The organism is Rhodococcus sp. NPDC079359 (assembly GCF_040702585.1).
In the GTDB taxonomy this organism is placed as follows: Bacteria; Actinomycetota; Actinomycetes; order Mycobacteriales; family Mycobacteriaceae; genus Rhodococcoides.
On the sequence record NZ_JBFBLH010000018.1, the window covers coordinates 20,402 to 44,229 of the forward strand.

Sequence of the window (23,828 nt, forward strand, 5' to 3'; positions counted from 1 at the left end):
GATCCGCCATCCGCCGAATGTGAGGAAGCCACAGTGACCGAATCGGCAGTGCCCGGCAGTCCGTCGAAGTCCAAGACGTCCGGCAGTGATCGTGGTGACCTCATCGGGGTCGGCGGTATGTGGCTGGCCAAGTGGTCGCTGATCCTCATTGCGATCGCAGCCGGGGCGTGGGTGTTGGGCTGGCTGATCGGGCAGTTCTGGGTGATCCTGCTGCCGGTCCTGCTCGCCGTGATCGTCGCGACGGTGCTGTGGCCGCCGGCGAAGCTGATGATGCGTCTGGGATTTCCTCCCGCCCTCGCCGCGTCGGTATCGCTCGTGGTGTTCTTCGTCGTCATCGGCGGCATCATCACTCTGATCGTTCCGTCGGTCGCCGAGCAGGCACCGGAATTGGTCGACCAGGCCTCGGGCGGTATCGCACAGGTACAGGACTGGTTGAAGGGGCCGCCGCTCAACATCGGCGACGACCAGATCGACTCGGCCGTGTCGGCGATCGTGTCGCGGCTACAGGACAGCGGGGAGGTCATCGCCACCGGCGTGTTCACCGGCGTGTCCGCCGCCGGCTCGCTGTTGGTCACTCTGGCGTTGGTGTTGGTGTTGACGTTCTTCTTCGTCAAGGACGGACCGAAGTTCCTGCCGTGGTTGCACGGGTTCTCCGGTGGCCGCGCCGGGACTCATCTGGGCGAGGTGCTCTCACGGATGTGGGCGACCCTCGGCGGATTCATCCGAACTCAGGCCATCGTCAGTTTCATCGACGCATTCTTCATCGGTCTCGGACTGGTCATTCTCGGCGTTCCGCTGGCGCTGGTGCTGGCGACCCTGACGTTCATCGGTGGCTTCATTCCGATCGTCGGAGCGTTCGTCGCCGGCGCACTCGCTGTGCTGGTGGCCCTGGTTGCGAACGGGCTGACCACTGCACTGATCGTGCTCGCCATCATCGTCGCGGTACAGCAGTTGGAAGGCAATGTGCTGCAGCCCATTCTGCAGAGCCGCAGCATGAACCTGCATCCGGCGATCGTGCTGCTCGCCGTGACGGCAGGCAGCTCACTGTTCGGCATCATCGGCGCGTTCCTGGCCGTCCCGGCCGCGGCGGTTGCGGCCGTGCTGATCCGGTACCTGTCCGAGCAGATCGATGCGCGCTCGAACGAACCGGACCAGGACGAGTTAGAGGACAAAATCCCGCCGCCCGACGGATTGACCGAGGAGCAGGCCGGCCTCGACGAGGAGAAGAACTCCGACAAGAAGGACTCGGGTCAGGAAGCCACTACCTGAAGCGTGGATCCGGTGCGCTCCCGCTTGACGTAGAGGCGACTGGGAATGCGCTGACGCATCTCGTCGACGTGACTGACGACGCCGACGACGCGTCCGCCCGCACGTAGTTCGTCGAGAACCGCCATCACCGATTCGAGGGTGTCGGCGTCGAGCGTGCCGAATCCTTCGTCGATGAACATGGTGTCGAGGACGACACCACCGGATTCGGCAGCCACGACATCGGCGAGGCCCAACGCGAGCGAGAGCGACGCGAGAAATGCCTCACCGCCCGACAATGTCTTGGCCGAGCGCACCACACCGGTGTAGTCGTCCCTGATGTCCAGTCCGAGACCGCCCCGTTTGCCGCGGACGCCTGCCTCGTCGGAGTGCACGAATTCGTATCGTCCCGAAGACATTCGACGCAGCCGCGCGGATGCGGACTCGGCGACATCCTCGAGTCGAGACGCGAGGACGTACGAACGCAACGACATCTTGCGTGCATTCTGTCCCCGGCCTGCCACCACGTCCGCCAGGTTGGCGAGCTCGTCGAATTCCGCACGTTGCGGCGCGATGGCCTGGGCCGCGGTGAACAATTCGGCGATCAACCGTTCCAGATCGTCTGCGCGCCTTCGACATTCCGCCACCGCCGCGGCAGCGACCCTGACCTCGTCGTCCATCTCGGCGCACGCCTGCTCCAACGGGGCCAGATCCACCGGCGGCCGACCGGCCACGTCCACGATGGTGGGCTCGCGCAGCACGTGCTCGGCATGCGCACGCGTCTCCTCGGCGGTACGCAGCTCGGTCTCGATCTGCTCGACGCGGTCTGCGGTCAGCACTGCCCCGGCCGCGGCGTCGACGGACTCGAAGTTCGACGCCTCCACCCGACGGTCCAGTTCTGCTGCCAGCGAATCGGCCCGCGCAGTGGCGTCGAGCCAGGCGATGCGCGCTTCCTGAATTCGCCGGGCACCGTCGATCAACGCTTCTCGCTCCGCGATTCGGTCGGCCAGCGACGCGCCCTCGTCCACTTCCTCGGCCACCGACGCACGCATCTGCGTCAGCGATTCCTCGGTGGCCGCGATGCGCTCGTCCACAGCACTCCGCGAGGCAACCAGGTCGTGGAGCGTGATCGTCAGCGCGTCCGACTCGCTCCGCAGGCGATCGAGCTCTGCGGTTGCCGGTTCGACATCGGCAGCACGCGCACGGGCGTCCTGCACTGCGGTGGTTGCAGCATCGAGCGTCTGGGCCAGCTCTGCAGCGGAGGCCCCACCGGTGCGGTCGTGCAGCAGATCCACGTCCCGTTGCGCTCGAGCAACAACCGCGACCGCCTGATCGAGCACGGCAGCGGCCTTGCGTTCTGCAGCAGCGGTCTTGTCTTCCTGTGCCTTGGTCACCGTCGACGTCGACGCTGCGGCGGGATGCGGGTGCACCTCCGATCCGCACACGACGCACGGCTCGCCCGCCTCCAGACGGGCCGCCAGCTCGGCGGCCATCCCGTCGAGGCGTCGCTCACGGAGATCGAGCAGGTGCTCCCAGGCGGTGTTGTGCGCTGCCCGAGCGCTGTCGCGGACACGTTCGGCCTCGGCCAGAGTCGCGCGTGTGCGTACCAGTTCGAGAGCGGACTCGGCTGCCGCGCGGGCCCGACTGCAGCGCTCCTCTAGGCCCGGCAACTCCGCCACAGCCGAGGCGGCTCGTGCCATCCGTGATTCGACCGCTGCGATCTTCTCGGGCATCGAGGCCTGCGATTGCACGGTGCGTTCGATCGCCGCTGCGGTAGTACGTTGCTGCGCACGATATTCGACGAGGGTGCCGTCGAGCCGGTCGGCCTCGCGAGCGAGACCGAGCAGCGACTGCAACCGCGCGACGTCGGTGGTCCAGTCACGCACGAACTGTGCAACGACCGTGCGCTCGTCCGACGGATCCGCCGGCGCGGGTGGCCAATGCAACGCAGCGTGAAAGCGTCGCCCCTCCGCCGTTGCCGGCAGCGCACGCTCCGCCGCCGCGAGTGAGGAGGTCGCGGCCTCGGTGGTCCGGCGGGCGAGACGGAGGTCTGCGGCAGTGGCCGCGATCGGTCCGGCGTCCGCGGAATCGGCGAGCTCGGTTCTGCGCGCAGCTCGCGCCGTCTCGCCCTCCCGATACTGCACGAGCTGCGCCTCGGCGAGAGCCCGACGACGCTGCAGATCGAGAACGATGGTGGCCTTCGTCAGAGCTGCCGACGCACGCCGAGCTGCCGCGTCGATCAGCACCGCCCGACCTTGTGCGAGAGTCCGATTCTGCCGGGCATCGGCCAGGACGTCGGCCGCCCACTCGAGCGGGTCCGGCTGCTCGCCGTCCTCGCCCGCGGGCTCGGGTATCCCCGACGCCTGCGACACCCGGCCGAGCATGATGTCGATGGCGTGGTGAGCGTCGGCGAGTTCGGCGGCCAGCTCCCGGCGGCGCTGCGCGAACCATTCTTCGACATCTCCGAATCGGCCTGTGTCGAAGAGCCTTTCGAGCAGATTGCCGCGTTCGTCGCTGTCGGCTCGGAGGAATCGCGCGAATTCACCCTGCGGCAACAGCACCACCTGGAAGAACTGGTCGGCACTCATTCCGAGCAGCGCGTTGACGGCGTCACCGATCTCGTTGAGCCGGGTGAGGTTCTGCCCGCGGCCGTCGAGCCAGGTGAGACTGGCTTTGGCGTGCTGCTTGGTGGTGCCCGTGCTGCGGAGCTTGGGCCGCAGGAACTCCGGACTGCGCACTATTCTGATGCGTCGCCCAGCAAGTGTCGCCTCCAACGTGACCTGTGGCACCGCGCCTTTGGCTGCGTGATCGGACAGCAGTCGCTTGCCCTCGCGACGAGCTCCGGGCACTGTTCCGTACAGCGCGAACGCCACGGCGTCGAGCACCGTCGTCTTGCCTGCTCCGGTCTGCCCGTGCAACAGGAAGAGCCCGTCGGCTCCCAGTGCGTCGAAGTCCACCGTCTCGGTGCCCGCGAAGGGGCCGAAGGCGGTGATCTCGAGTGAATGCAGTCTCATGCAGCACCGCGGTCGGCGGTGGTGGCCGTCCCGCGGATGGCCTCGGTCTCGCGATGCACGGAGGCCAGCGCGCGAGCCAGGAGCCCGGACTCCGCTGCCGTCGGCACGCTGCGCATGTCCGTCACGAACGAGGTGGCGATGTCGAGATCGCTACGGCCGCGCACACGGTCGCGGTAGCGAAGCTCGCCGGATCCCTCCGGGCGACGCCATTCCAAATGGATCGCGTGCGGGAAACGCTGCTGCAACAAGCGCATTGCGTCGACCGGGCGTACCTCGTCGGTGAGCACGGCGGAGACGTAATGATCCTCGAACTCGCAATACGCTGTGTCCGTTGTCAATTGCTCGACCGTGCCTTCGATGCGGGCAAGTCCGCGTACCACCGGCAGGTCGACTCGCTCGACGGTGCCGAGCCCGTTGGCGTCGAGATCGAGGATCCATACCGCCTTGCGATGCGACCGCTCACCGAAGGAATAGGGCAGAGGGGAACCGGAGTACCGCACTCGATCGGTGAGGGTCTGGGGCGAATGCAGGTGCCCGAGCGCCACGTAGTCGACCCCGTCGAACGCCGACGCAGGCGCAGTTTCGATACCGCCGGAGGAAATCGACCGCTCAGAGCCGGTCGCCTCACCGCCGACGATGAACGCGTGCGCGAGTACGACCGAGCGATGATGTTGTCCCGCTTCGTTTCTCGTCGCGAGATCACCCCGGATCCGATCCATGGCAGCGCTGAGCACCTCCGCGTGCGTCCGCGCGGTGGGAACGTCGAGCTCGGCCCGCGTCGTCTCGGGCTCGAGGTAGGGAATGCCGTAGAACGCAACGCAGCCGTGCTCGTCCTCGATGACCACCGGGGTGGCGACGTCGCCCACCCGCGTCATCAGATGCAGCCCTCCGGCCGAGGCGAACGCGGCACCCGCGCCCAGCCGCGCGGGTGAATCGTGGTTTCCCGACGTCGCGACGATCACCGCGCCTGCCGCTCGGATCGCCTCGAGTCCGCGGTTGCAGACCAGGACGGCATCGGCACTGGGAACAGCGCGGTCGTAGATATCGCCCGGCACCACCACCACATCGATCGATTGTGCCGCAACCAGTTCCGCGATGGACTCCAGCACAGCGCCCTGATCGGCCAACAGGTCGACACCGTGAAAGGTGCGACCGATGTGCCAGTCCGAGGTGTGCAGAATTCTCATGCGTTCGACGCTATCGGGAACCACCGACAAACTCCTCGAGGCTCTTCGGCCTGTCGGACGTGAGCTGCGGTGCACGCCGTCACGAACCGAAGTTGTCGGTACCGTCCTGCATCATCTGCTCCATGAACATTCTCACCGCGTTCGGCCTGCTCGTCGCTCTCGGTATCGGTGCGGTCGTCGGCTGGTTGTTGCACGCCTCGCGGATGGGCGATCGTGCCGTTAGAGCCGAAGCCCAGCTGGCCGCGCTCCGCGAGCACGAGGGCATGCTTCGGCAGTCGTTGAGTGCGGTCAACGAGGATTCCGCGCGGCGCAATTCGACCGTGATCGGCCAACAGGTCTCGCACCTGGTCGAGCCGTTGCACGACGCCGTCGATGCGCTCTCCGAGCACGTGCGCCAGGTCGAGCACAATCGAATTCGGGCGTACGCGGGATTGTCCGAGCAGGTCACCGGGATGCATCGAGCGTCGATGCATCTGTCCACCCAGACCGGTCAGCTGGTCACGGCACTGCGCGCACCGCAGATCCGGGGCCGGTGGGGCGAGATCCAGCTCGAGCGGGTCGTCGAGCTCGCGGGCATGGTCAAGCACTGCGATTTCGACACGCAGGTGAGCAAGGACGGCATCCGACCCGACATGATCGTGCGTCTCGCCGGCGGTCGACAGATCGTCGTCGACGCCAAAGTACCGTTCGCGGCGTACCTCGATGCCGCCCAGGACGAGGATCCCGCCGCGCGGGAGAAGAATCTGCGACGCCACGCCAAGCAACTGCGCACCCACATCGACCAACTGGCCGACAAGGCGTACTGGCAGGCGTTCGAGCCGACGCCGGAGTTCGTCGTGCTGTTCGTTCCCGGCGACCCGTTTCTCGACGCGGCCCTGACCTCGGACACCGGTCTGCTCGAGTACGCCTTCGGCAGGAACGTGATCCTGGCCACCCCGACCACCCTGGTCGCGTTACTTCGAACCGTTGCCTACACGTGGAAGCAGGAGTCACTGGCCGAGGACGCTGCGCGCATCCAGCAACTGGGACGCGAGCTGTACACGCGCATCGGTGTCGTCTCGACACACCTGGACAAGCTCGGTGCCCACCTCGGCAAGGCCGTGGAATCCTTCAATTCCACCGTCGGGTCCGTCGATACCCGGGTGAGCGTGACGGCGAGAAAGTTGCACGAGCTCGAGCTGTTCGACGCCGATCCGGTGGACATCGCCCGAGTGGACGAGCGGCCCAAACTGTCCGATTCGTCCCGCTACCGGCACGACTTCGGTCATGTCAGCGATGCAGTGGGCTGAACAACGGCTAACCTCGGGGGGTGTCTACCTCCCAACGTGCCCGCTCCGGGGTACCGCTGGATCACCGATCCATCCTCGCGACCCTGCCCGGCGTTCCCGCATGGGGTGCCGTCGCGATCGCCGCGGGACTGACCTTTCTCGGATTCCTGATCGATGCCGCACGCGGTACCGAACTGACCGGTGCGTTCGCGTTCATGTACGTCCTCGGCTGCATCGCCGGCGTCCTCCTGGTCCGCTTCCGCGGACTGTTCACCGCGATGGTGCAAGCCCCGCTGATCCTGTTCGTGGCCGTGCCGCTGTCGTACCAGTACTTCACCGACAACGCAGGCACCAGCCTCAAGGACATCATCCTCAACGTTGCCATTCCACTGGTCAACCGGTTTCCGTTGATGTTGCTCGGCACCCTGGTCGCCGTCGGACTCGGAGTACTGCGCATCGTGCTCAAACGGCAGAACACGCATGCCCCCGCTGTGCGACGCAGCCCGAAGCCCAGCGACGACAAGCCCACCAGAGCACAGCGTCGGGCACAGGAAGAGCGCCCCGAACGCTCCCGCAGGCGAGCAGCCGCAGCCGATCGCAGCACCGACTCCGCGGCGGAGGCAACCGACATCGTGCCCGGGCCGTACGTCGGTCGCAGAAGCACCGATCCTCGCCCGCGTTCGACCCCTCGCACCGGCTCTCGTGCTGCGGCAGATCCCACCGTAAGCCCCCGGCGATCGGCTACCCCGACCTCGGCACCGCAGACTCGATACTCCGCCGACTCCCCGCGTCAGGACCACAAGCCAGAGCACCAGAAGCCCGAATACCCACGAACGCAGTATCCGCAGGCACAGTCACGTGATGCCCGGCGGCCGCAACCTTCCGAGTCGCGTTACGCGCCGGAGCCTCGCTACTCGGCAGAGCCGCGGTATTCGACCGAACCTCGTCGCGAACGATCGACTCGGGTCAATGCTCCGCGGGAGGCTGCCGATCCGTACGGCTCCGGAGCTCAGCCGGTCGTTACTCCTCGGACGAGCGCCCCCGCCGCCCCCGCCGGCCCCGCTGCCACCGACTACATCGCCGGAAACAGCCAGGGCAGCCATTCTCTGCCTGACCCGCGCCGGGACGACATTCCCCCGCACCCGGTGCCGAAGGTTCGCTACCGCGACCGTCACAGTGACTAGTTCGAACAAGAAACGCCCCGTACAGGAATTCCTGTACGGGGCGTGAATCCTTTCCCGCTGCTAGCGGGCTGGGCGCAGCTCGCGGGGCAGGGAGAACACCAGGGTCTCGTTGGCCGTGGTGACCGGCTGTACGTCGGCGTAGCCGTGCTCGGCGAACAGTTCGATGACGCCCTGCACCAGGATCTCCGGTACGGATGCACCCGAGGTGATGCCGATCGTCTCGACCCCGTCGAGCCAGGCCAGGTCGATTTCCTTGGCGTAGTCGACGAGGTAGCTCGCCCGCGCACCCGCGCCCAGTGCAACCTCGACCAACCGCACCGAGTTAGAGGAGTTCTTCGAACCGACGACGATCACCAGATCGCATTCCGGTGCCATCGCCTTCACCGCGACCTGACGGTTCTGCGTGGCGTAGCAGATGTCGTCGCTCGGCGGGTCCTGGAGCGTCGGGAAGCGCTCGCGCAACTTGGCGACCGTCATCATGGTCTCGTCGACGCTCAGCGTGGTCTGGGAGAGCCAGATGACCTTGCTCTCGTCACGGACGGTGACGTTGGCGACCGAGTCGGGGCCGTCCACCAGCTGAATGTGCTCGGGTGCCTCGCCCGCGGTGCCCTCGACCTCCTCGTGGCCCTCGTGGCCGATGAGCAGGATGTCGTAGTCGTCGCGAGCGAAGCGCTTGGCTTCCTGGTGCACCTTGGTCACCAGCGGGCAGGTGGCGTCGATGGTGCGCAGGTTCCGTTCGGCCGCGGAAGTGTGCACGGCGGGCGAGACGCCGTGCGCGGAGAACACGAGCAGTGATCCCTCGGGCACCTCGTCGGTCTCTTCCACGAACACCGCACCGCGATCGGACAACGTCTCGACCACGTGTTTGTTGTGCACGATCTCCTTGCGCACGTACACCGGCGCACCGTGCTGCTCGAGCGCTTTCTCGACGGTCTCGACCGCACGATCGACACCCGCGCAATAGCCCCGCGGCTCCGCGAGCAGCACTCGCTTACCCCCCGCGTACGAGGACTTACCCGTACCGGCGGACTGTGCAATACCAAGATTCAGAGGAACAGCCGAAGACATACCTCCCAGGATACGTGCACCGAGCTCGCCTGCCTCGTTTCCATGTCCTCCGGCCCCGGCTGCAACGGGTCGTACAGCCTGTCGGCTACCCAAAGTTCACCGTTTCGGGCAGTCTGGTGCACATGACTCGAGTCCCCTTTGCAGCGCGTGTGGCTGCAGGCGTCGCCGTGACCGTCGTGGAAGAGGCTCGTAAGCTTCCCGGTTCCGCTCTGATGCTGCCGATGACGGTCGTCAGCGAAGCGCTGGCCCGCGGGATGCGATTTCAGCAGCAGGTGACGGCGTTGGCCATCAAGGGCGATCTGATCATCGCGAGCTTGCCGGTGATCGGGACCCCGACCGAGGAGCAGCCCTCCTGGGCCAGCTTCGACGAGGACGAAGACGACGTCTTCGACGCCCCGGTCGTCACCGACGACGTCGACGTGCCCGACGCCCCCGTAGCCGAACCGGTCGCGGCGAACGGCCGCTTCGCGCTGTACTCGACGCCTCCGCTGGACGAGCCGGTGCAGGACACCTCGGCCAAGCGCGCGCCCTCCGCCGACAAGCCCGAGATCGTCGAGATGATCGACTTCGACACCCTCGCCCTTGCCCAGCTGCGCGCACGCCTGCGCACGCTCTCGATCGAAGACCTCGAAACTCTGCTGGACTACGAGAACGACACGCTCGCCCGCGCACCGTTCCAGACCATGTTGGCCAACCGCATCACCACCGCCAAGGCCAAGTGAGCACTCCCTCAACCCAGTCCGGTCCCACCCAGCCAGGCTCGAGCACCGCCGAACAGCCATGGCCGGTGCGTACCGTCGCCATGAAGGTGGCGGGCTGGATCGACAAGCTCGGCTCCATCTGGGTGGAGGGCCAGCTCACGCAGATCAACGCGCGTCCCGGCACGAGGACGGCGTTTCTGACGCTGCGTGATCCGTCGGCCGACATGTCGTTGTCGGTGACGTGCTCGCCGCAACTGCTCGACCGCTCTCCGGTTCCGTTGACCGAGGGTGCGCGCGTCATCCTCTACGGCAAGCTGTCGTTCTTCACCGGCCGCGGAACCATTTCGCTGCGCGCCACCGACATTCGCGCGGTGGGCGTCGGCGAACTGTTGGCCCGCATCGAGCGGCTCAGAGCGCTGCTCGCCGCAGAGGGGTTGTTCGACCCACGCCTCAAGCGCCCGTTGCCGTTTCTGCCGGGCACCATCGGCCTGATCACTGCGCGCGCCAGCGCAGCCGAGAAGGACGTGCTCACCGTGGCGCAGAGGCGTTGGCCCGCGGTTCGATTCGAGGTTCGCAACACTCCGGTCCAGGGGCCACAGTCGGTGCCGGCGATTCTGGATGCGCTGAAAGATCTGGACGACGACCCCAGCGTCGACGTCATCATCCTCGCCCGCGGCGGCGGAAGCGTCGAGGATCTGCTGCCGTTCTCGGACGAGGCCCTGTGCCGCGCCATCTCGCGCGCCACCACGCCGATCGTCAGTGCCATCGGCCACGAGCCCGACAGCCCACTGAGCGATCACGTCGCGGACCTGCGCGCCGCAACCCCAACCGACGCCGCCAAACTCGTGGTGCCCGACGCCGTCGCCGAACAAGCTCTGGTCTCGGAGTTGAAGTCGAGAAGTGCTGCAGCGCTGCGCAATTGGGTCGAGCGCGAGGCACGCGGACTGGACATGCTCCGACACCGGCCGGTACTGGCGGACCCGTTGGCCTCGCTCGAGCAACGCCGCGAGGAGGTTCGACGTCTGCTGGAGGCGGCGCGACGCGACGTGCAACGCGAACTCACCACCCAGGACACGCTCGTCGAACATCTGCGGGCCAGGCTGTCGACGCTGGGGCCTGCTGCCACACTTGCTCGGGGCTATGCCGTCGTACAGCGGGTGGTTGCGGGTTCGGATCCCGAGGTTCTGCGTTCGGTCGAGGACGCGCCACCGGGTACACAGATCAGAGTGCGAGTGGCCGACGGTGCCGTCACCGCCGCAGTCATGGGGCGAGTCAAATGACAGAAGGAGTACGTATGAGCGAGAACGAAGACAAGCCGGTATCGGAATTGGGCTACGAAGAGGCCAGGGACGAACTGGTGGGCGTGGTGAAGATCCTCGAGCAGGGCGGGCTCGATCTCGACGCCTCCCTGGCCCTGTGGGAGCGCGGAGAGCAGCTGGCCACCCGCTGTGAGGAGCAGCTCGCCGGAGCCCGCAAGCGGATCGAGACCGCACTCGCGAGCACCGAGAAGGACAGCTAGGGCTCCAGCGGTTCGGCGACCTCGAGGGCCTCGGCGAGCGTGGTGAAGTCTGCGTCGTTCGCGGTACCGCCCAGCAGGATTCGCACATCGCCGAAGTCCGAGACCCAGTACTTCCGCGAACCTTCCTCGCCGTAGACGACCCAATCTCGACCCGACACGTTCTGCGAGCCCGACGCGTACACCGTCTCGTCGCCGGCCACGAAGGGAACCAACACTTCCTCGACGGCGCTGGTCTGGGTCAGCTGCAGATACGCACCCGATCCGGTGATGTACCCGACAGTCGACACCGGTCCGCCGTTGTCACCGGAGATCGTCGGACGACTGCCCGAGTTGGGCGTCCAATCCTCCGGAACAGCCGGATTACGCACCGGAAAGCCGATTTCCGACGCGTCGTACTGCAACGCGGTGTCCACGTCGAAGTTGGGGATGGGCCCCTGCTGGGGCCCGCCGGGGCTCAGCGAGCACTGACTGGCGATGCCCGCAATCAACAAACACGCGATGACCAGCGGAATGAGCGACCACACCATGTCGCGACTGTTGTTGAGAATCCGAGGTTTGCTGTTCGCCACTCCACCAGTATCCCCTCTGCGCAGCAGTGCTCGGTCGGCGCGTGCCTCACAGACCACCCGACCCCACGGCAGGCATCACAGAAGTGAGATAATCGCGCCTGGGTAACACCCCACCAACCAGGAGGCTACAAACCGATGACGGCCAGCACCGAGTCCACTCGCGCCATGGCGCCAGATCGCAACCTCGCACTCGAACTCGTACGCGTCACCGAGGCCGGTGCGCTCGCCTCGGGTCGCTGGGTCGGTCGCGGCGACAAGGAAGGTGGCGACGGAGCAGCAGTCGACGCCATGCGTCAGTTGGTCAGCTCGGTCTCGATGCGCGGCGTCGTCGTCATCGGCGAGGGCGAGAAGGACGAAGCGCCGATGCTCTACAACGGCGAACAGGTCGGCAACGGCAACGGCCCCGAGGTCGACTTCGCCGTCGACCCCGTCGACGGCACCACGTTGATGGCCAAGGGCATGCCCAACGCCATCTCGGTTCTCGCCGTCGCCGAGCGCGGCGCGATGTTCGATCCGTCCGCCGTCTTCTACATGAAGAAGATCGCCGTCGGACCCGACTTCGCCGACGTCATCGACATCACCGCACCGGTCGCGGAGAACATCGCCCGCGTCGCCAAGATCAAGAAGGGATCCACCTCCGACGTCACGGTGTGCATCCTCGACCGCCCCCGTCACGCCGAGCTGATCCAGCAGGTGCGCGACACCGGCGCTCGCATTCGACTGATCTCCGACGGCGACGTCGCCGGTGCCATCGCCGCCGCGCGTCCCACCTCCCCCATCGACATCCTCATGGGTACCGGTGGAACTCCCGAGGGCATCATCGCCGCGGCCGCCATGCGCTGCATGGGTGGCGCGCACCAGGGCATGCTGGCTCCGACCGACGACGACGAACGCCAGAAGGCGATCGACGCAGGACACGATCTCGATCGCGTCCTGTCCACCGAAGACCTGGTCTCGGGAGAGAACGTCTTCTTCACCGCCACCGGCGTCACCGACGGCGACCTGCTCCAGGGCGTCCGATACTCGGGCGGCGGCGCGCACACGCAGTCCATCGTGATGCGCTCGAAGTCCGGCACCGTCCGCATGATCGACGCGTACCACCAGCTCAACAAGCTCAAGGAGTACTCGACCATCGACTTCGACGGCGACACCTCCGGCGCCATCCCGTCCTTCTGACCGTCCGCTCGACGAAGTTTCCGCTCCCCTACCGAGGCAAGAGGTCAATGACAGAGAACGAACAGCAGTTCCGGATCGAGCACGACACCATGGGAGAGGTTCGCGTTCCCATCGATGCGCTCTGGCGTGCCCAGACGCAGCGTGCGGTGGAGAACTTCCCCATCTCCGGCCGTCCGCTCGAACGCACTCAGATTCGCGCGATGGGTCTGCTCAAGGCAGCCTGCGCGCAGGTCAACAAGGATCTCGGTCTGCTCGACGGCGCACTGGCCGACGCGATCATCGCCGCTGCCACCGAGATCGCCGACGGCAAGCACGACGACCAGTTCCCGATCGACGTCTTCCAGACCGGCTCGGGCACCAGCTCGAACATGAACGCCAACGAGGTCATCGCGTCGATCGCGAAGGCGGCCGGCGTCGAAGTACACCCCAACGACCACGTGAACATGTCGCAGTCCTCCAACGACACGTTCCCGACGGCCACTCACGTCGCCGCCACCGAGGCCGCCGTGACGTCGCTCGTGCCCGCACTGCGCCACCTCCACGAGGCTCTCGTGGTCAAGGCCACCGAGTGGAAGCACGTCGTGAAGTCCGGCCGCACCCACCTCATGGACGCCGTTCCGGTCACCCTCGGTCAGGAATTCGGCGGCTACGCCCGTCAGATCGAAGCAGGCATCGAACGCGTCGAGGCCACCCTGCCGCGCCTCGGTGAACTGCCCATCGGCGGCACCGCCGTCGGCACCGGCCTCAACGCACCCGACGGCTTCGGCCCGAAAGTCGTTGCAGCACTGGTTGCGTCGACCGGAATCGACGCACTCACCGCAGCCAAGGATTCGTTCGAGGCACAGGCTGCACGCGACGGACTCGTCGAGGCATCGGGCGCACTGCGCACCATCGCGGTCTCACTGACCAAGATTGCCAACGACATTCGCTGGATGGGATCGGGACCGCTCACCGGACTCGGCGAGATTACCCTCCCCGACCTGCAGCCCGGTAGCTCCATCATGCCCGGCAAGGTCAATCCCGTTCTGCCCGAGGCTGTTACGCAGGTCGCGGCTCAGGTCATCGGCAACGACGCCGCAGTCGCATTCGGCGGCGCGTCGGGCGCATTCGAGCTCAACGTGTACATCCCGATGATGGCGCGCAACGTGCTCGAGTCGTTCAAGCTGCTCGCCAACGTCTCGGTCCTGTTCGCCGACAAGTGTGTCGTCGGCCTCGAAGCCAACGTCGAGCACCTCAAGACCCTCGCCGAGTCCTCGCCGTCCATCGTGACGCCGCTGAACTCCGCGATCGGCTACGAGGAAGCTGCCGCCGTCGCAAAGCAGGCACTCAAGGAGAAGAAGACGATCCGTCAGACGGTCATCGACCGCGGACTGATCGGCGACAAGCTCAGCGAAGCAGAACTGGACAAGCGCCTCGACGTCCTCGCCATGGCGAAGGTCAAGGACTAGCTTTCCCGTTCGCCCCGCCGGACCCCCGAACGCGTGAATGGTCCATTGCACCGCCGAGACGTGTGCAATGGACCATTCACGCTTTCGAAAGGGGCCGAACCTCAAGCCAGGTGAGCGAGTTCCTCGCGTGCCTTCAGGCCGTCCTCGCCCAGATCGGTGCGGTCGAAGATCTTCCAGCCTGCGAGCAGCGGCTTGAACACCTTGTCGCGTTCCTGGTCGGCGTCGTAGATTCCGGCTTCGGCGAGCGCGGCGGTGCTGCTGCCGCGGTCCGGGAGGTTGACCTCGGGAATCTTGAAGCCGTTGATCCGGTCCGCGATGGCGCGAGCGGCCTGATCGGGCACCACGGCGAATGCCTCGTCGAGGATGCTGGCGAAGAATGCCGACTGCAGCGCGTCGTCGTCGGCGATCCGGCCGAGGATGGTGGCGAGCACCGGATCCTTGCCGAGGGCGACGGTGTTGCGGTTGCGCAGCGAGGCTGCAGCTTCCTCGATGGCGAAATGCGCGAGGATGTCGAGCAGATGCTGGCTGGGGGCGTCGTATCCGAGCGTCATGTGCTCCATCCGAACGCGCTCGAGGGCGACCGGATCGACTGCGCGGGTAAGCACCAGGAAGTTGCGCAACACGATCGACTGTCGGTTCTCCTCCGACGTCCATCGGCCGGTCCACTTCCACCAGGCTCCGAGACCGGTGAGGGCGTGGGCCAATTCGCGGTGGTACGCGGGCAGGTTGTCGGCCACCAAAACGCCGACCGTTGCGGACAGGATTTCGACATCACTGAGGTGCGACTGCTCCGGCGTCCAGTCCTCGCCGCCGAGGAACGCGAAGTTCTTGCCCTCGTCGAACGGCGCGAGATCGTGGGGATGCCAGTCGCTGGCTGCCTCGATGTGGCGTCGTAGATTCTCTTCGACCGCGGGCTCCAAACGGACCAGCAGATCACCGTCGGACAGGTTCGTAGACATGCGGTAACCGTAGCGCCTACGCCCGAGCGCCCGACGCCGTGCCCCTGACCATTGTGAATTCTCCTAACGCCAGGTCGTTGCGGGTCTATTCTCAGGTGCATCCAGTCATCGAAGTGAGGACTCCTCATGATGCGGTCGGGGCGAAATTTTCTGTGTCTTGCTGTCGTGTGCTCGATGGTCGTGCTGGTCGGGTGCTCGAACGACGCACCCACCGCTGAGAGTCCGCCGACATCGGAGCCCGCGCCGCCCAGCGACCTCTCCCCCGGTCAGGTCGCAGGCGTCGATGTTCCGACCGGCCGCGTCGACGAGGCGGTCGGCAAGCTCGACGGCATCGCCGAGGAGCTGATGGCGTCGTCGAACATTCCCGGTATGGCCATCGCCGTCGTGCACGGTTCGGACGTCGTCTACTCGAAGGGCTTCGGCGTTCGCGAGGTGGGTGAGGACGACCCCGTCGACGGTGACTCGGTGTTCCAGTTGGCCTCGTTGTCCAAATCGGTCGGTGCGACGGTCATCGCGTCCCAGGTGGGAGCGGGCGTGGTCGACTGGTCGACGCCGGTGGTCTCGCAGTTGCCGTGGTTCGCGCTCGACGATCCCTGGGTGACGGAGAACATCACGGTCGGCGACTTCTACGCCCACCGAAGCGGGCTTCCCGAGCATGCCGGTGATCTGCTCGAGGACCTCGGCTACGACCGGCGCCAGGTTCTCGAACGCCTCAGGGAGGTGCCCCTCGACCCGTTCCGGTCGACGTACCACTACACCAACTTCGGAATCACGGCCGCGGCCGAGGCCGTCGCTGCGGCGTCGGGCAAGGACTGGGACACCCTCAGCCAGGACACGATCTACGGCCCGCTCGGCATGACCTCGACCAGCTCGTCGTTCGCGGACTACATCGCGCGGGCCGACCGAGCCGTACCTCACGTTCTCGTCGACGGCGAGTATCAGGCGAAGTATCAGCGGGAACCCGATGCACAGACTCCGGCCGGTGGCGTCAGCTCCTCGGTGAACGATCTCGCGAAGTGGCTGACGATGCTGGTGGCCGACGGTACTCACGACGGACGAGAGATCGTCGATCCCGACGCCCTCCTGCCCGCCGTCAGTGCGCAGATCGTGTCGAGTCCGTCGGCGACGCCGGACTCACGCGCCGGCTACTACGGGTACGGGTTCAACGTTTCCACCAGTGCGGCCGGCCGCACGACGGTGAGCCACTCGGGAGCGTTCGCGCTCGGGGCAGGCACCAACTTCCTGTGGATTCCGTCGCTCGACGTCGCCATCGTCGTACTGACCAACGCCGCGCCCCTCGGTATCGCCGAAACGGTGACTGCCGAGTTCGCGGACCTCGTTCAGTTCGGTGAGGTGCGGGAGGACTGGCGAACGCTGTACAAGAATGCGTTCGCCGGCATGAGCGAGCCGGAAGGCGAACTCGCGGGCAAGACCGCTCCCACGAATCCCACTGCGCCGCAACCTCTCGCGTCGTACACCGGGGTGTACCAGAACAGCTACTGGGGGCCGGCGACGGTGGCGGAGGTCAACGGCGAGTTGGTGTTGTCCCTCGGACCGAACTCGACGTCGTACGAGTTGTCGCCCTGGGACGGTGACACGTTCACGTTCGAGCCCACCGGCGAGAACGCGCCCGACGGAACCATTTCCCAGGCGATGTTCGACGCGAATACGCTGACGCTCGAGTTCTTCGACGGCGATGGATTGGGGCGGTTCACGAAATGACCGAGACACAGCAGGCAACCGAGACCGTGCTGGATCTGTTCGACGCGTTGCGAAGTCGAGACACCGATCGCGCGATGTCTCTGCTCGACAACCGCATCGTCTGGCACAACGTCGGGTTGCCCAAGGTGCGCGGCCGCGCGAACGTGGGCAAGTTCATGGCGATGCTGGCCAAACCCGCGTTCGGCTTCGACGTGATCGTGCACAACATCGCCGCCGACGGGAATGTCGTGCTCACCGAGCGCACCGACGTTCTGATCTGGCGGCGACTCCGAATCGAGTTCTGGGTGTGCGGAACCTTCGAGCTGCGCGACGGCAGAATAGCCGTGTGGCGGGACTACTTCGACACCGTCGACTTCCTGAAAGGCGTTGTGCGAGGTAGCTTCCGGGTCGTCGTCGGCCGGTGACCCAGGTGAGCGGAACCTCGTAGTGGGCTACGAGGTTCCGGTCACGAGGGGGGTCAGGCTCCCGACGGGCCGAACTCTTCGAGCATTTCCGTCACCAGTGCAGCGATCGGTGAACGCTCGCTGCGGGTGAGGGTGATGTGCGCGAAAAGTGGGTGTCCCTTGAGCTTTTCGATCACTGCGGCAACGCCGTCGTGACGTCCGACGCGGAGGTTGTCTCGCTGAGCGACGTCGTGGGTGAGTACGACGCGTGAGCCCGAGCCCAGCCGGGACAGCACCGTCAGCAGCACGTTGCGCTCGAGTGACTGTGCCTCGTCGACGATGACGAAGGAGTCGTGCAGCGATCGACCGCGAATGTGCGTCAGCGGCAACACTTCCAGCATTCCGCGGGCGATGACCTCCTCCATCACCTCCGGGCTCGCGAGCCCTTCGAGGGTGTCGAAGACCGCCTGACCCCAGGGGCCCATCTTCTCGCTCTCGCTACCGGGGAGGTAGCCGAGCTCCTGGCCGCCGACGGCGTAGAGAGGCCGAAAGACAACGACTTTCCGATGCGAGCGACGTTCGAGAACGGCCTCGAGCCCTGCGGTCAGCGCCAGAGCGGACTTGCCGGTGCCGGCCTTTCCGCCGAGCGAGACGATGCCGATGCTCTCGTCGAGCAGAAGATCCAGCGCCACGCGCTGTTCCGCCGAACGGCCGTGCAGGCCGAACGCCTCACGCTCACCGCGAACGAGTTGGATCTGCTTGTCCGGCGTGACGCGCCCCAGCGCACTCTGCCGTCCGGCAAGCAGTCGAACTCCCGTGTGGCACGGCAGGTCTCGCGCCTCCGCCAGGTCGATGACACCGTCGTTGAACAGCGTGTCGACCGCGTCGGACGGTACGTCGAGCTCGGTCATGCCGGTCCAACCGGAGGGAACGACGTCGTGAGCGTGGTATTCGTCGGCGGGGAGACCGACAGCACCGGCCTTGACGCGCAACGGAATGTCTTTGCTGACCAACACCACGTCCTTGCCCTCGGCCGCCAGATTCAGGGCGCAGGCGAGGATACGAGAATCGTTGGAGTCGGTGCGGAATCCGACGGGAAGAACCGAAGGATCGGTGTGATTGAGCTCGACTTGCAGTGTGCCACCTGAGGTTCCGATGGGAACCGGCTGGTCGAGTCGGCCGAATTCGACGCGCAGGTCGTCGAGCATGCGCAAGGATTCCCGCGCGAACCATCCCAGTTCGTGATGGTGGCGTTTGCCCTCCAACTCGCTGATGACGATCAACGGGAGTACCACATTGTGCTCGGCGAATCGGATGACTGCCCAAGGGTCCGACAGCAGGACCGAGGTGTCGAGCACGAATGTCCGAAGAGGGGCGGAAACGGAGCGTGAAGTGGTCACGTGGGGCTCCTACGTCTGCGCGGCACCGCGCAAACTCTGTCGCTCGGCCGGTCGGGTCCGATGTGTCAGGTGACACGAGGACCGGGTACCGGCCCTCTCGCGCTCACTAGCTCAGTCACGTATCAGAACCTCCCGCACAGGTAGCTTCCCCGCTGCCTGTTACTGCCGACGGTACCGCCGAAATCGGGTATCGGCTCGCTGGAAGTCTGGCGTGTCGGTGAACAACGCGTTACGTCGACATCGCCCCAGGTCGCCGGCCGACCGGTGCCGAAAGTGCCCTCCCCCGGGGTGAATCAATGCGACTTCGTTGCACTCGGATCGACTGAAAGCCACATTGATCCACCGAGGTTGGGTGAATGGACCACCGCATACGTCTGGGCGGTGCAACGGTCCATTCACGCAGATCAACGTCCGGCGTTAATGGACCACTGCAGACGTCTGGGCGGTGCAATGGTCCATTGACGCGGGCGAGGGGCACGCGGGCGAGGGTGCACGCGGACCGGGTGGGCGAATCTGCAGAAGAACCAGCGTCAGCCGAGCAATCCCCAGTCTTCGAGGCCCTCGTACAGCGGCTTGCTCTGTGCCAGTTTCACGACGCGGTCCTTGAGGGAATCGCTGGCTTCACCGGTGGCCAGGGCGGTGGCGATGATGTCGGCGACCTCGGTGAACTCGGCTTCGCCGAATCCGCGGGTTGCCAGTGCGCCGGTGCCGATGCGCAGGCCGGAGGTGACCATCGGCGGGCGCGGGTCGAAGGGCACTGCGTTGCGGTTGACGGTGATGCCGACCTCGTGCAGGAGATCCTCGGCCTGCTGGCCGTCCATCTCCGAGTTGCGCAGGTCCACCAGAGCGAGGTGCACGTCGGTGCCGCCGGTGAGGACCGACACGCCCTTGTCTGCGACGTCGGCACCGGTGAGACGCTCGGCGAGCAGTGATGCACCGAGGAGGGTGCGCTCCTGGCGTTCCTTGAACTCGGGCGTCGCAGCGATCTTGAACGCAACTGCCTTGGCGGCGATGGCATGCATCAGCGGGCCGCCCTGCTGGCCGGGGAACACTGCGGAGTTGAGCTTCTTGGCCCATTCCTTCTTGGCCAGGATGATGCCGGAGCGGGGTCCGCCGAGGGTCTTGTGCACGGTGGAGGAGACGACGTCTGCGTACGGCACGGGTGAGGGGTGCACGCCTGCGGCGACGAGTCCGGCGAAGTGCGCCATGTCGACCCAGAGCAGTGCGCCCACTTCGTCGGCGATGGAGCGGAACGCGGCGAAGTCCTGGTGACGCGGGTAGGCCGACCAGCCGGCGATGAGCACCTGCGGCTTGGCGGCGATGGCCTGCTTGCGCACCTCGTCCATGTCGATCCGGTGGTCTTCCTTCGACACCCCGTAGGACTCGACCTCGTAGAGCTTGCCCGAGAAGTTGAGCTTCATGCCGTGCGTGAGGTGGCCGCCGTGGGCGAGGTCGAGGCCCATGATCTTGTCGCCCGGGTTGATCAGTGCCATCAGGACCGCGGCGTTGGCCTGCGCTCCGGCGTGCGGCTGCACGTTCGCGAACTCGGCACCGAAGAGTTCCTTGGCGCGGTTGCGCGCGAGATCCTCGACGATGTCGACGTGCTCGCAGCCGCCGTAGTAACGGCGGCCGGGGTAGCCCTCGGCGTACTTGTTGGTCAGGACGCTGCCCTGGGCCTGCAGCACCGCGCGGGGAACGAAGTTCTCCGAGGCGATCATCTCCAGCGTGTCGCGCTGACGCCCCAGCTCACCGGCCATCGCTTCGGCGACCTCGGGATCGAGTTCGGCCAGTGACAGGTTGTTGACGTCAGTCATAACAGGAGTCTCCAAGGGACAGCAGAATGAAGGGGGCCAGGCCAGTTTACGAGACGCGCAGTGCACCGGGTGTCAGTGGCTCGTCGAGCAGCCTGCCGAACAGTTGCGCGCGCTCACTGGCCGTCTCACCTCGGTCCATCCAGCCGGCGAGCAGCTTGTAGCCCTCGACGTAGGTGCTGATGTACGCCCGCCACAGCGGGGAGGACAGAAACCGCAGGCTGTGCCGGGCGCGCTGCGGCGATGCCAACGACCATCGCTCCAGGTAGGCGGCCACGTCGTCCTCGCTCTTGTGTTGATCGTGCAGCAGCAACGCGGCGTCCTGCCGCACCCCCAACAGCTGGCTCGACGCGGCCGCGAGACGCTCGGCCTTCTCGCCGTCGAATCGCAGTCCCAGATCGGCGTAGATCTCCTGTGCCCACAGGCCCCAGCCTTCGCCGACGACGGCACCGAGCGCGTGATCGGCCAAGCCCTCGGCCATCAGGCACTGCGGGGTGTTCACCACGAACAGTGTCTGCTCGAGTTGGCCCGCACCGACCAGTCCGGTCTCCTTGCGGCAGTGTTCGGTGTGGTGGCCCGGGTAGGACTCGTGCGCGATCAGGTGCGGCAGGTTGGCCATCTGCTGTTCGATATCGGAGTTGATGGCAACGGTGGACTGGAAATTGCCGAGGTAGTAGTTGAATCCGGACCACGGCTTGTCTCCGACGACCTCGTAGGTGACCTTCTCGGTGTCGGGCAGCGTGTATTCGGCGCGGACGCGGTCGCGCAACGCGGACGAGAACGCCTCGACGCAGTCCTGTAGTCGGTCGGCCGGAATGACGTCGGCACGGCGATGCGCGATCAACCGTTCGCCGAGCGACCCGGGACCGGCGAGAACCTCGTCCATCTTGCGGTGTGCCTGCAGGTACTGGTCCTGATCGCCGGCGGAGATTCGGACGTCGAAGTAGGCGTGCACCTCGTCGACGAAGCCGATGTCCTCGCCTGCGAACTTGCGCGCCGAGCATTCGAGTGCGCGCAGGTGGACGTCGAGGAACGTCGTGCGCTCGGGTGTCAGATCGACGTTGCCGAGCTCGGCGCGCAGTGTCTGTGCTCGACGGATCAGCTCACGCGGCTCGGGAGCCGGGGCGTTCTCGGTGATACGACGCAACTCGGGATCGCCGGTGTACGCGTCGACGAAACCGTCTTCGAGCCGGTCGAAACTCAGGCCCAGCAACAGGTATTCACGAACGAGGGAAGCAGCATCCATATCCGAACCCTAGTACGGCGAACGACCCCGCCCGTGCGCGATCCACCGGCACCGAGCACAATCTGGAACCATGCGACTCGCGCTCGACAGGAGCTCAGCCGAACCCTCTGCAGCTCCGATGTGGCAAGAGTGGAGCCTGCGGAACGATTTTGGTCGGAGTCGTGCGTGAGCGAGTCCAGTCCGTATGTCGAGTTCGACCGTGTGCAGTGGCGCACGCTGCGTCAATCCACGCCGTTGGTGCTGACCGAGGAGGAACTCGTCGGTCTGCGTGGTCTGGGTGAACAGATCGATCTCGACGAGGTGGCCGAGGTCTACCTACCGCTCGCCCGACTGATTCACCTCCAGGTCGCGGCCAGGCAACGGCTGTTCGCCGCGACCGCGACGTTCCTCGGTGAGAAGCACCCCGACCGTCAGGTCCCGTTCGTCATCGGTGTCGCAGGGAGCGTCGCCGTCGGAAAGTCGACGACGGCCCGTGTGCTGCAGGCACTCCTGGCCAGGTGGGACCACCATCCGCGGGTCGATCTGGTCACCACCGACGGATTCCTGTACCCGACGGCCGAGCTCATGCGTCGAGGCATATTGCACCGCAAGGGTTTTCCCGAGAGCTACGACCGGCGCAAGTTGCTCAGATTCGTCACCGAGGTCAAGTCCGGGACCGAAGAGGTGGGCGCACCGGTCTATTCGCACGTCTCCTACGACATCGTCAAGGGCCAGTACCACATGGTCCGGCAGCCCGACATCCTGATCGTGGAGGGGCTCAACGTATTACAGACCGGGCCACGGTTGATGGTCTCCGATCTGTTCGACTTCTCGATCTACGTCGACGCGCGAATAGAGGACATCGAGAGCTGGTACGTCAAACGCTTTCTGGCATTGCGCAAGACGTCGTTCACCGACCCGTCCTCGCACTTCCACCACTATGCGGGCCTGTCCGACGACCACGCGCAGATCGCGGCCGAGGATCTGTGGCATTCGATCAACCTGCCGAATCTGGTGGAGAACATCCTGCCGACGCGACCGCGAGCGACGATGGTGCTGCGCAAGGATAACGACCACGCGATCAACCGGCTGCGGCTTCGTAAGTTGTAGAGCTCAGATACCGAAGCGCCGATGTCTGGCCGCGAAGTCACGCAGCGCCCGCAGGAAGTCGACGCGTCGGAATTCGGGCCAGTAGGCCTCGGTGAACCAGATTTCCGAGTAGGCGCTCTGCCACAGCAGGAAGCCGGAGAGTCGCTGTTCGCCCGAGGTGCGGATGACGAGGTCCGGATCGGGTTGGCCGGAGGTGTAGAGGTGGCTACCGATCTCGTCGACGTTGATCGACGCCACCAGCTCGTCGCCGCTGACGCCTTCGGCGATCTTCTCGGTCACCAGGGACTGCACGGCGTCGGCGATTTCCTGCCGACCGCCGTATCCGACGGCAACGTTGACGTGTGTGCCCGACCGTCCCTCGGTGAGCGCAGCCGCTTCCTTGAGTCGACGCGCGGTCGACGCGGGCAGCAGATCGAGGGTGCCGACGAGTTTGACTCCCCAGTTCATCTCGGGTCCGCAGATCTCCTCGACGACGTCGGTGATGATGTCGAGCAACGAATCCAATTCGTCGGCGTCGCGGCGGAGATTCTCGGTGGAGAGCAGGTAGATGGTCGCCATCTCGATTCCGGCAGCGTCACACCAGCCGAGCATCTCGGCGATCTTCAGTGCGCCCATGCGGTGCCCGTGCGCGACGTCGGTGAACCCGTTCTCGCGAGCCCAGCGGCGATTGCCGTCGCACATCACCGCAACGTGCCGCGGGTGCTGGACGCCTTCGAGCTGGCTCAGCAGACGCCGCTCGTACACGTTGTAGAGAACGCCGCGGACCTTCTGCGGAATGATCACCACTGCTTCGTCACCACTGCCCCGTCACCGCTGCTCTCATCACCACGAAGGATCAC

Annotated in this window: 20 protein-coding genes; 11 read left to right on the forward strand and 9 right to left on the reverse strand. The window is 65.9% G+C overall.

Annotation, left to right across the window (positions count from 1 at the left end):
• Positions 1-33: 33 nt before the first annotated feature.
• On the forward strand, positions 34-1,269 hold the full coding sequence (locus tag AB0362_RS25485; protein WP_269595264.1) for an AI-2E family transporter: 1,236 nt from the start codon (positions 34-36) through the stop codon (positions 1,267-1,269).
• Here AB0362_RS25485 and AB0362_RS25490 read toward each other — a convergent pair.
• Both AB0362_RS25490 and AB0362_RS25495 read right to left on the reverse strand, forming a co-directional pair.
• Entirely contained in the window at positions 1,251-4,259 is a 3,009-nt protein-coding gene (locus tag AB0362_RS25490) for an SMC family ATPase (RefSeq protein WP_317533314.1), read from the reverse strand. The genes AB0362_RS25485 and AB0362_RS25490 overlap by 19 nt on opposite strands.
• Complete coding sequence (locus tag AB0362_RS25495; protein ID WP_317533315.1) at positions 4,256-5,446, reverse strand: exonuclease SbcCD subunit D; 1,191 nt, start codon at positions 5,444-5,446, stop codon at positions 4,256-4,258. Before AB0362_RS25495 ends, AB0362_RS25490 begins: the two co-directional genes overlap by 4 nt.
• A gap of 122 nt (positions 5,447-5,568) precedes the next feature.
• On the opposite strand from AB0362_RS25495, the gene AB0362_RS25500 reads away from it, so the two are divergent.
• Together AB0362_RS25500 and AB0362_RS25505 are read left to right on the forward strand one after the other, a co-directional pair.
• Positions 5,569-6,735 (forward strand): DNA recombination protein RmuC, encoded by a 1,167-nt coding sequence (locus AB0362_RS25500; protein ID WP_317533316.1) that lies wholly within the window; start codon positions 5,569-5,571, stop codon positions 6,733-6,735.
• Between the two features lie 20 nt (positions 6,736-6,755).
• A complete protein-coding gene (locus tag AB0362_RS25505; protein WP_317533317.1) occupies positions 6,756-7,898 on the forward strand; it encodes a DUF6542 domain-containing protein in 1,143 nt (380 codons plus the stop codon).
• 60 nt (positions 7,899-7,958) lie between these two features.
• Here the strand turns inward: AB0362_RS25505 and AB0362_RS25510 are convergent, their stop codons facing one another.
• Positions 7,959-8,966 (reverse strand): 4-hydroxy-3-methylbut-2-enyl diphosphate reductase, encoded by a 1,008-nt coding sequence (locus tag AB0362_RS25510; protein ID WP_068052876.1) that lies wholly within the window; start codon positions 8,964-8,966, stop codon positions 7,959-7,961.
• A 122-nt stretch (positions 8,967-9,088) separates the two neighbouring features.
• On the opposite strand from AB0362_RS25510, the gene AB0362_RS25515 reads away from it, so the two are divergent.
• The 3 genes from AB0362_RS25515 (at position 9,089) to AB0362_RS25525 (ending at position 11,186) form a co-directional block, all read left to right on the forward strand.
• Positions 9,089-9,688 (forward strand): lipid droplet-associated protein, encoded by a 600-nt coding sequence (locus AB0362_RS25515; RefSeq protein WP_068052864.1) that lies wholly within the window; start codon positions 9,089-9,091, stop codon positions 9,686-9,688.
• A gap of 80 nt (positions 9,689-9,768) precedes the next feature.
• On the forward strand, positions 9,769-10,947 hold the full coding sequence (xseA, locus tag AB0362_RS25520; RefSeq protein ID WP_217901090.1) for an exodeoxyribonuclease VII large subunit: 1,179 nt from the start codon (positions 9,769-9,771) through the stop codon (positions 10,945-10,947).
• 14 nt (positions 10,948-10,961) lie between these two features.
• Positions 10,962-11,186, forward strand: a complete 225-nt coding sequence (locus tag AB0362_RS25525) for an exodeoxyribonuclease VII small subunit (RefSeq protein ID WP_068052858.1) — start codon at positions 10,962-10,964, stop codon at positions 11,184-11,186.
• Here the strand turns inward: AB0362_RS25525 and AB0362_RS25530 are convergent.
• A complete protein-coding gene (locus AB0362_RS25530) occupies positions 11,183-11,755 on the reverse strand; it encodes a DUF4245 domain-containing protein (protein WP_269595257.1) in 573 nt (190 codons plus the stop codon). The genes AB0362_RS25525 and AB0362_RS25530 overlap by 4 nt on opposite strands.
• Before the next feature lie 135 nt (positions 11,756-11,890).
• Here AB0362_RS25530 and glpX point away from each other — a divergent pair, with 135 nt between their 5' ends.
• Both glpX and AB0362_RS25540 read left to right on the forward strand, forming a co-directional pair.
• Positions 11,891-12,931: a class II fructose-bisphosphatase gene (glpX, locus tag AB0362_RS25535; RefSeq protein WP_068052852.1), complete on the forward strand. Its 1,041-nt coding sequence runs from the start codon at positions 11,891-11,893 to the stop codon at positions 12,929-12,931.
• Between the two features lie 47 nt (positions 12,932-12,978).
• Positions 12,979-14,379, forward strand: coding sequence for a class II fumarate hydratase (locus AB0362_RS25540; protein ID WP_094641182.1), 1,401 nt, complete (start codon positions 12,979-12,981; stop codon positions 14,377-14,379).
• 101 nt (positions 14,380-14,480) lie between these two features.
• Here AB0362_RS25540 and AB0362_RS25545 read toward each other — a convergent pair whose 3' ends face one another.
• Positions 14,481-15,338: an acyl-ACP desaturase gene (locus tag AB0362_RS25545; protein ID WP_317533318.1), complete on the reverse strand. Its 858-nt coding sequence runs from the start codon at positions 15,336-15,338 to the stop codon at positions 14,481-14,483.
• Between the two features lie 174 nt (positions 15,339-15,512).
• Between AB0362_RS25545 and AB0362_RS25550 the strand changes: the two genes are divergently transcribed.
• Entirely contained in the window at positions 15,513-17,060 is a 1,548-nt protein-coding gene (locus tag AB0362_RS25550) for a serine hydrolase (protein WP_317810890.1), read from the forward strand.
• Positions 17,057-17,464, forward strand: a complete 408-nt coding sequence (locus AB0362_RS25555) for a limonene-1,2-epoxide hydrolase family protein (protein ID WP_317785836.1) — start codon at positions 17,057-17,059, stop codon at positions 17,462-17,464. The genes AB0362_RS25550 and AB0362_RS25555 overlap by 4 nt, the downstream gene beginning before the upstream one ends.
• Positions 17,465-17,517: 53 nt before the next feature.
• Here AB0362_RS25555 and AB0362_RS25560 read toward each other — a convergent pair whose 3' ends face one another.
• The 3 genes from AB0362_RS25560 to AB0362_RS25570 form a co-directional block, all read right to left on the reverse strand.
• Positions 17,518-18,843, reverse strand: a complete 1,326-nt coding sequence (locus AB0362_RS25560) for a PhoH family protein (RefSeq protein ID WP_170945933.1) — start codon at positions 18,841-18,843, stop codon at positions 17,518-17,520.
• 530 nt (positions 18,844-19,373) lie between these two features.
• Positions 19,374-20,657 carry a serine hydroxymethyltransferase gene (gene glyA, locus AB0362_RS25565; RefSeq protein WP_037191396.1) on the reverse strand — a complete coding sequence of 428 codons (1,284 nt, stop codon included), beginning with the start codon at positions 20,655-20,657 and terminating at the stop codon, positions 19,374-19,376.
• A 46-nt stretch (positions 20,658-20,703) separates the two neighbouring features.
• A complete protein-coding gene (locus tag AB0362_RS25570; protein ID WP_317533321.1) occupies positions 20,704-21,900 on the reverse strand; it encodes a DUF885 domain-containing protein in 1,197 nt (398 codons plus the stop codon).
• A gap of 165 nt (positions 21,901-22,065) precedes the next feature.
• Here AB0362_RS25570 and coaA point away from each other — a divergent pair, with 165 nt between their 5' ends.
• Positions 22,066-22,989: a type I pantothenate kinase gene (gene coaA / locus AB0362_RS25575; protein WP_037191653.1), complete on the forward strand. Its 924-nt coding sequence runs from the start codon at positions 22,066-22,068 to the stop codon at positions 22,987-22,989.
• Positions 22,990-22,992: 3 nt separating this feature from the next.
• On the opposite strand, the gene AB0362_RS25580 is transcribed toward coaA, so the two are convergent.
• Entirely contained in the window at positions 22,993-23,775 is a 783-nt protein-coding gene (locus AB0362_RS25580; RefSeq protein ID WP_037191390.1) for an isoprenyl transferase, read from the reverse strand.
• Positions 23,776-23,828: the final 53 nt, after the last annotated feature.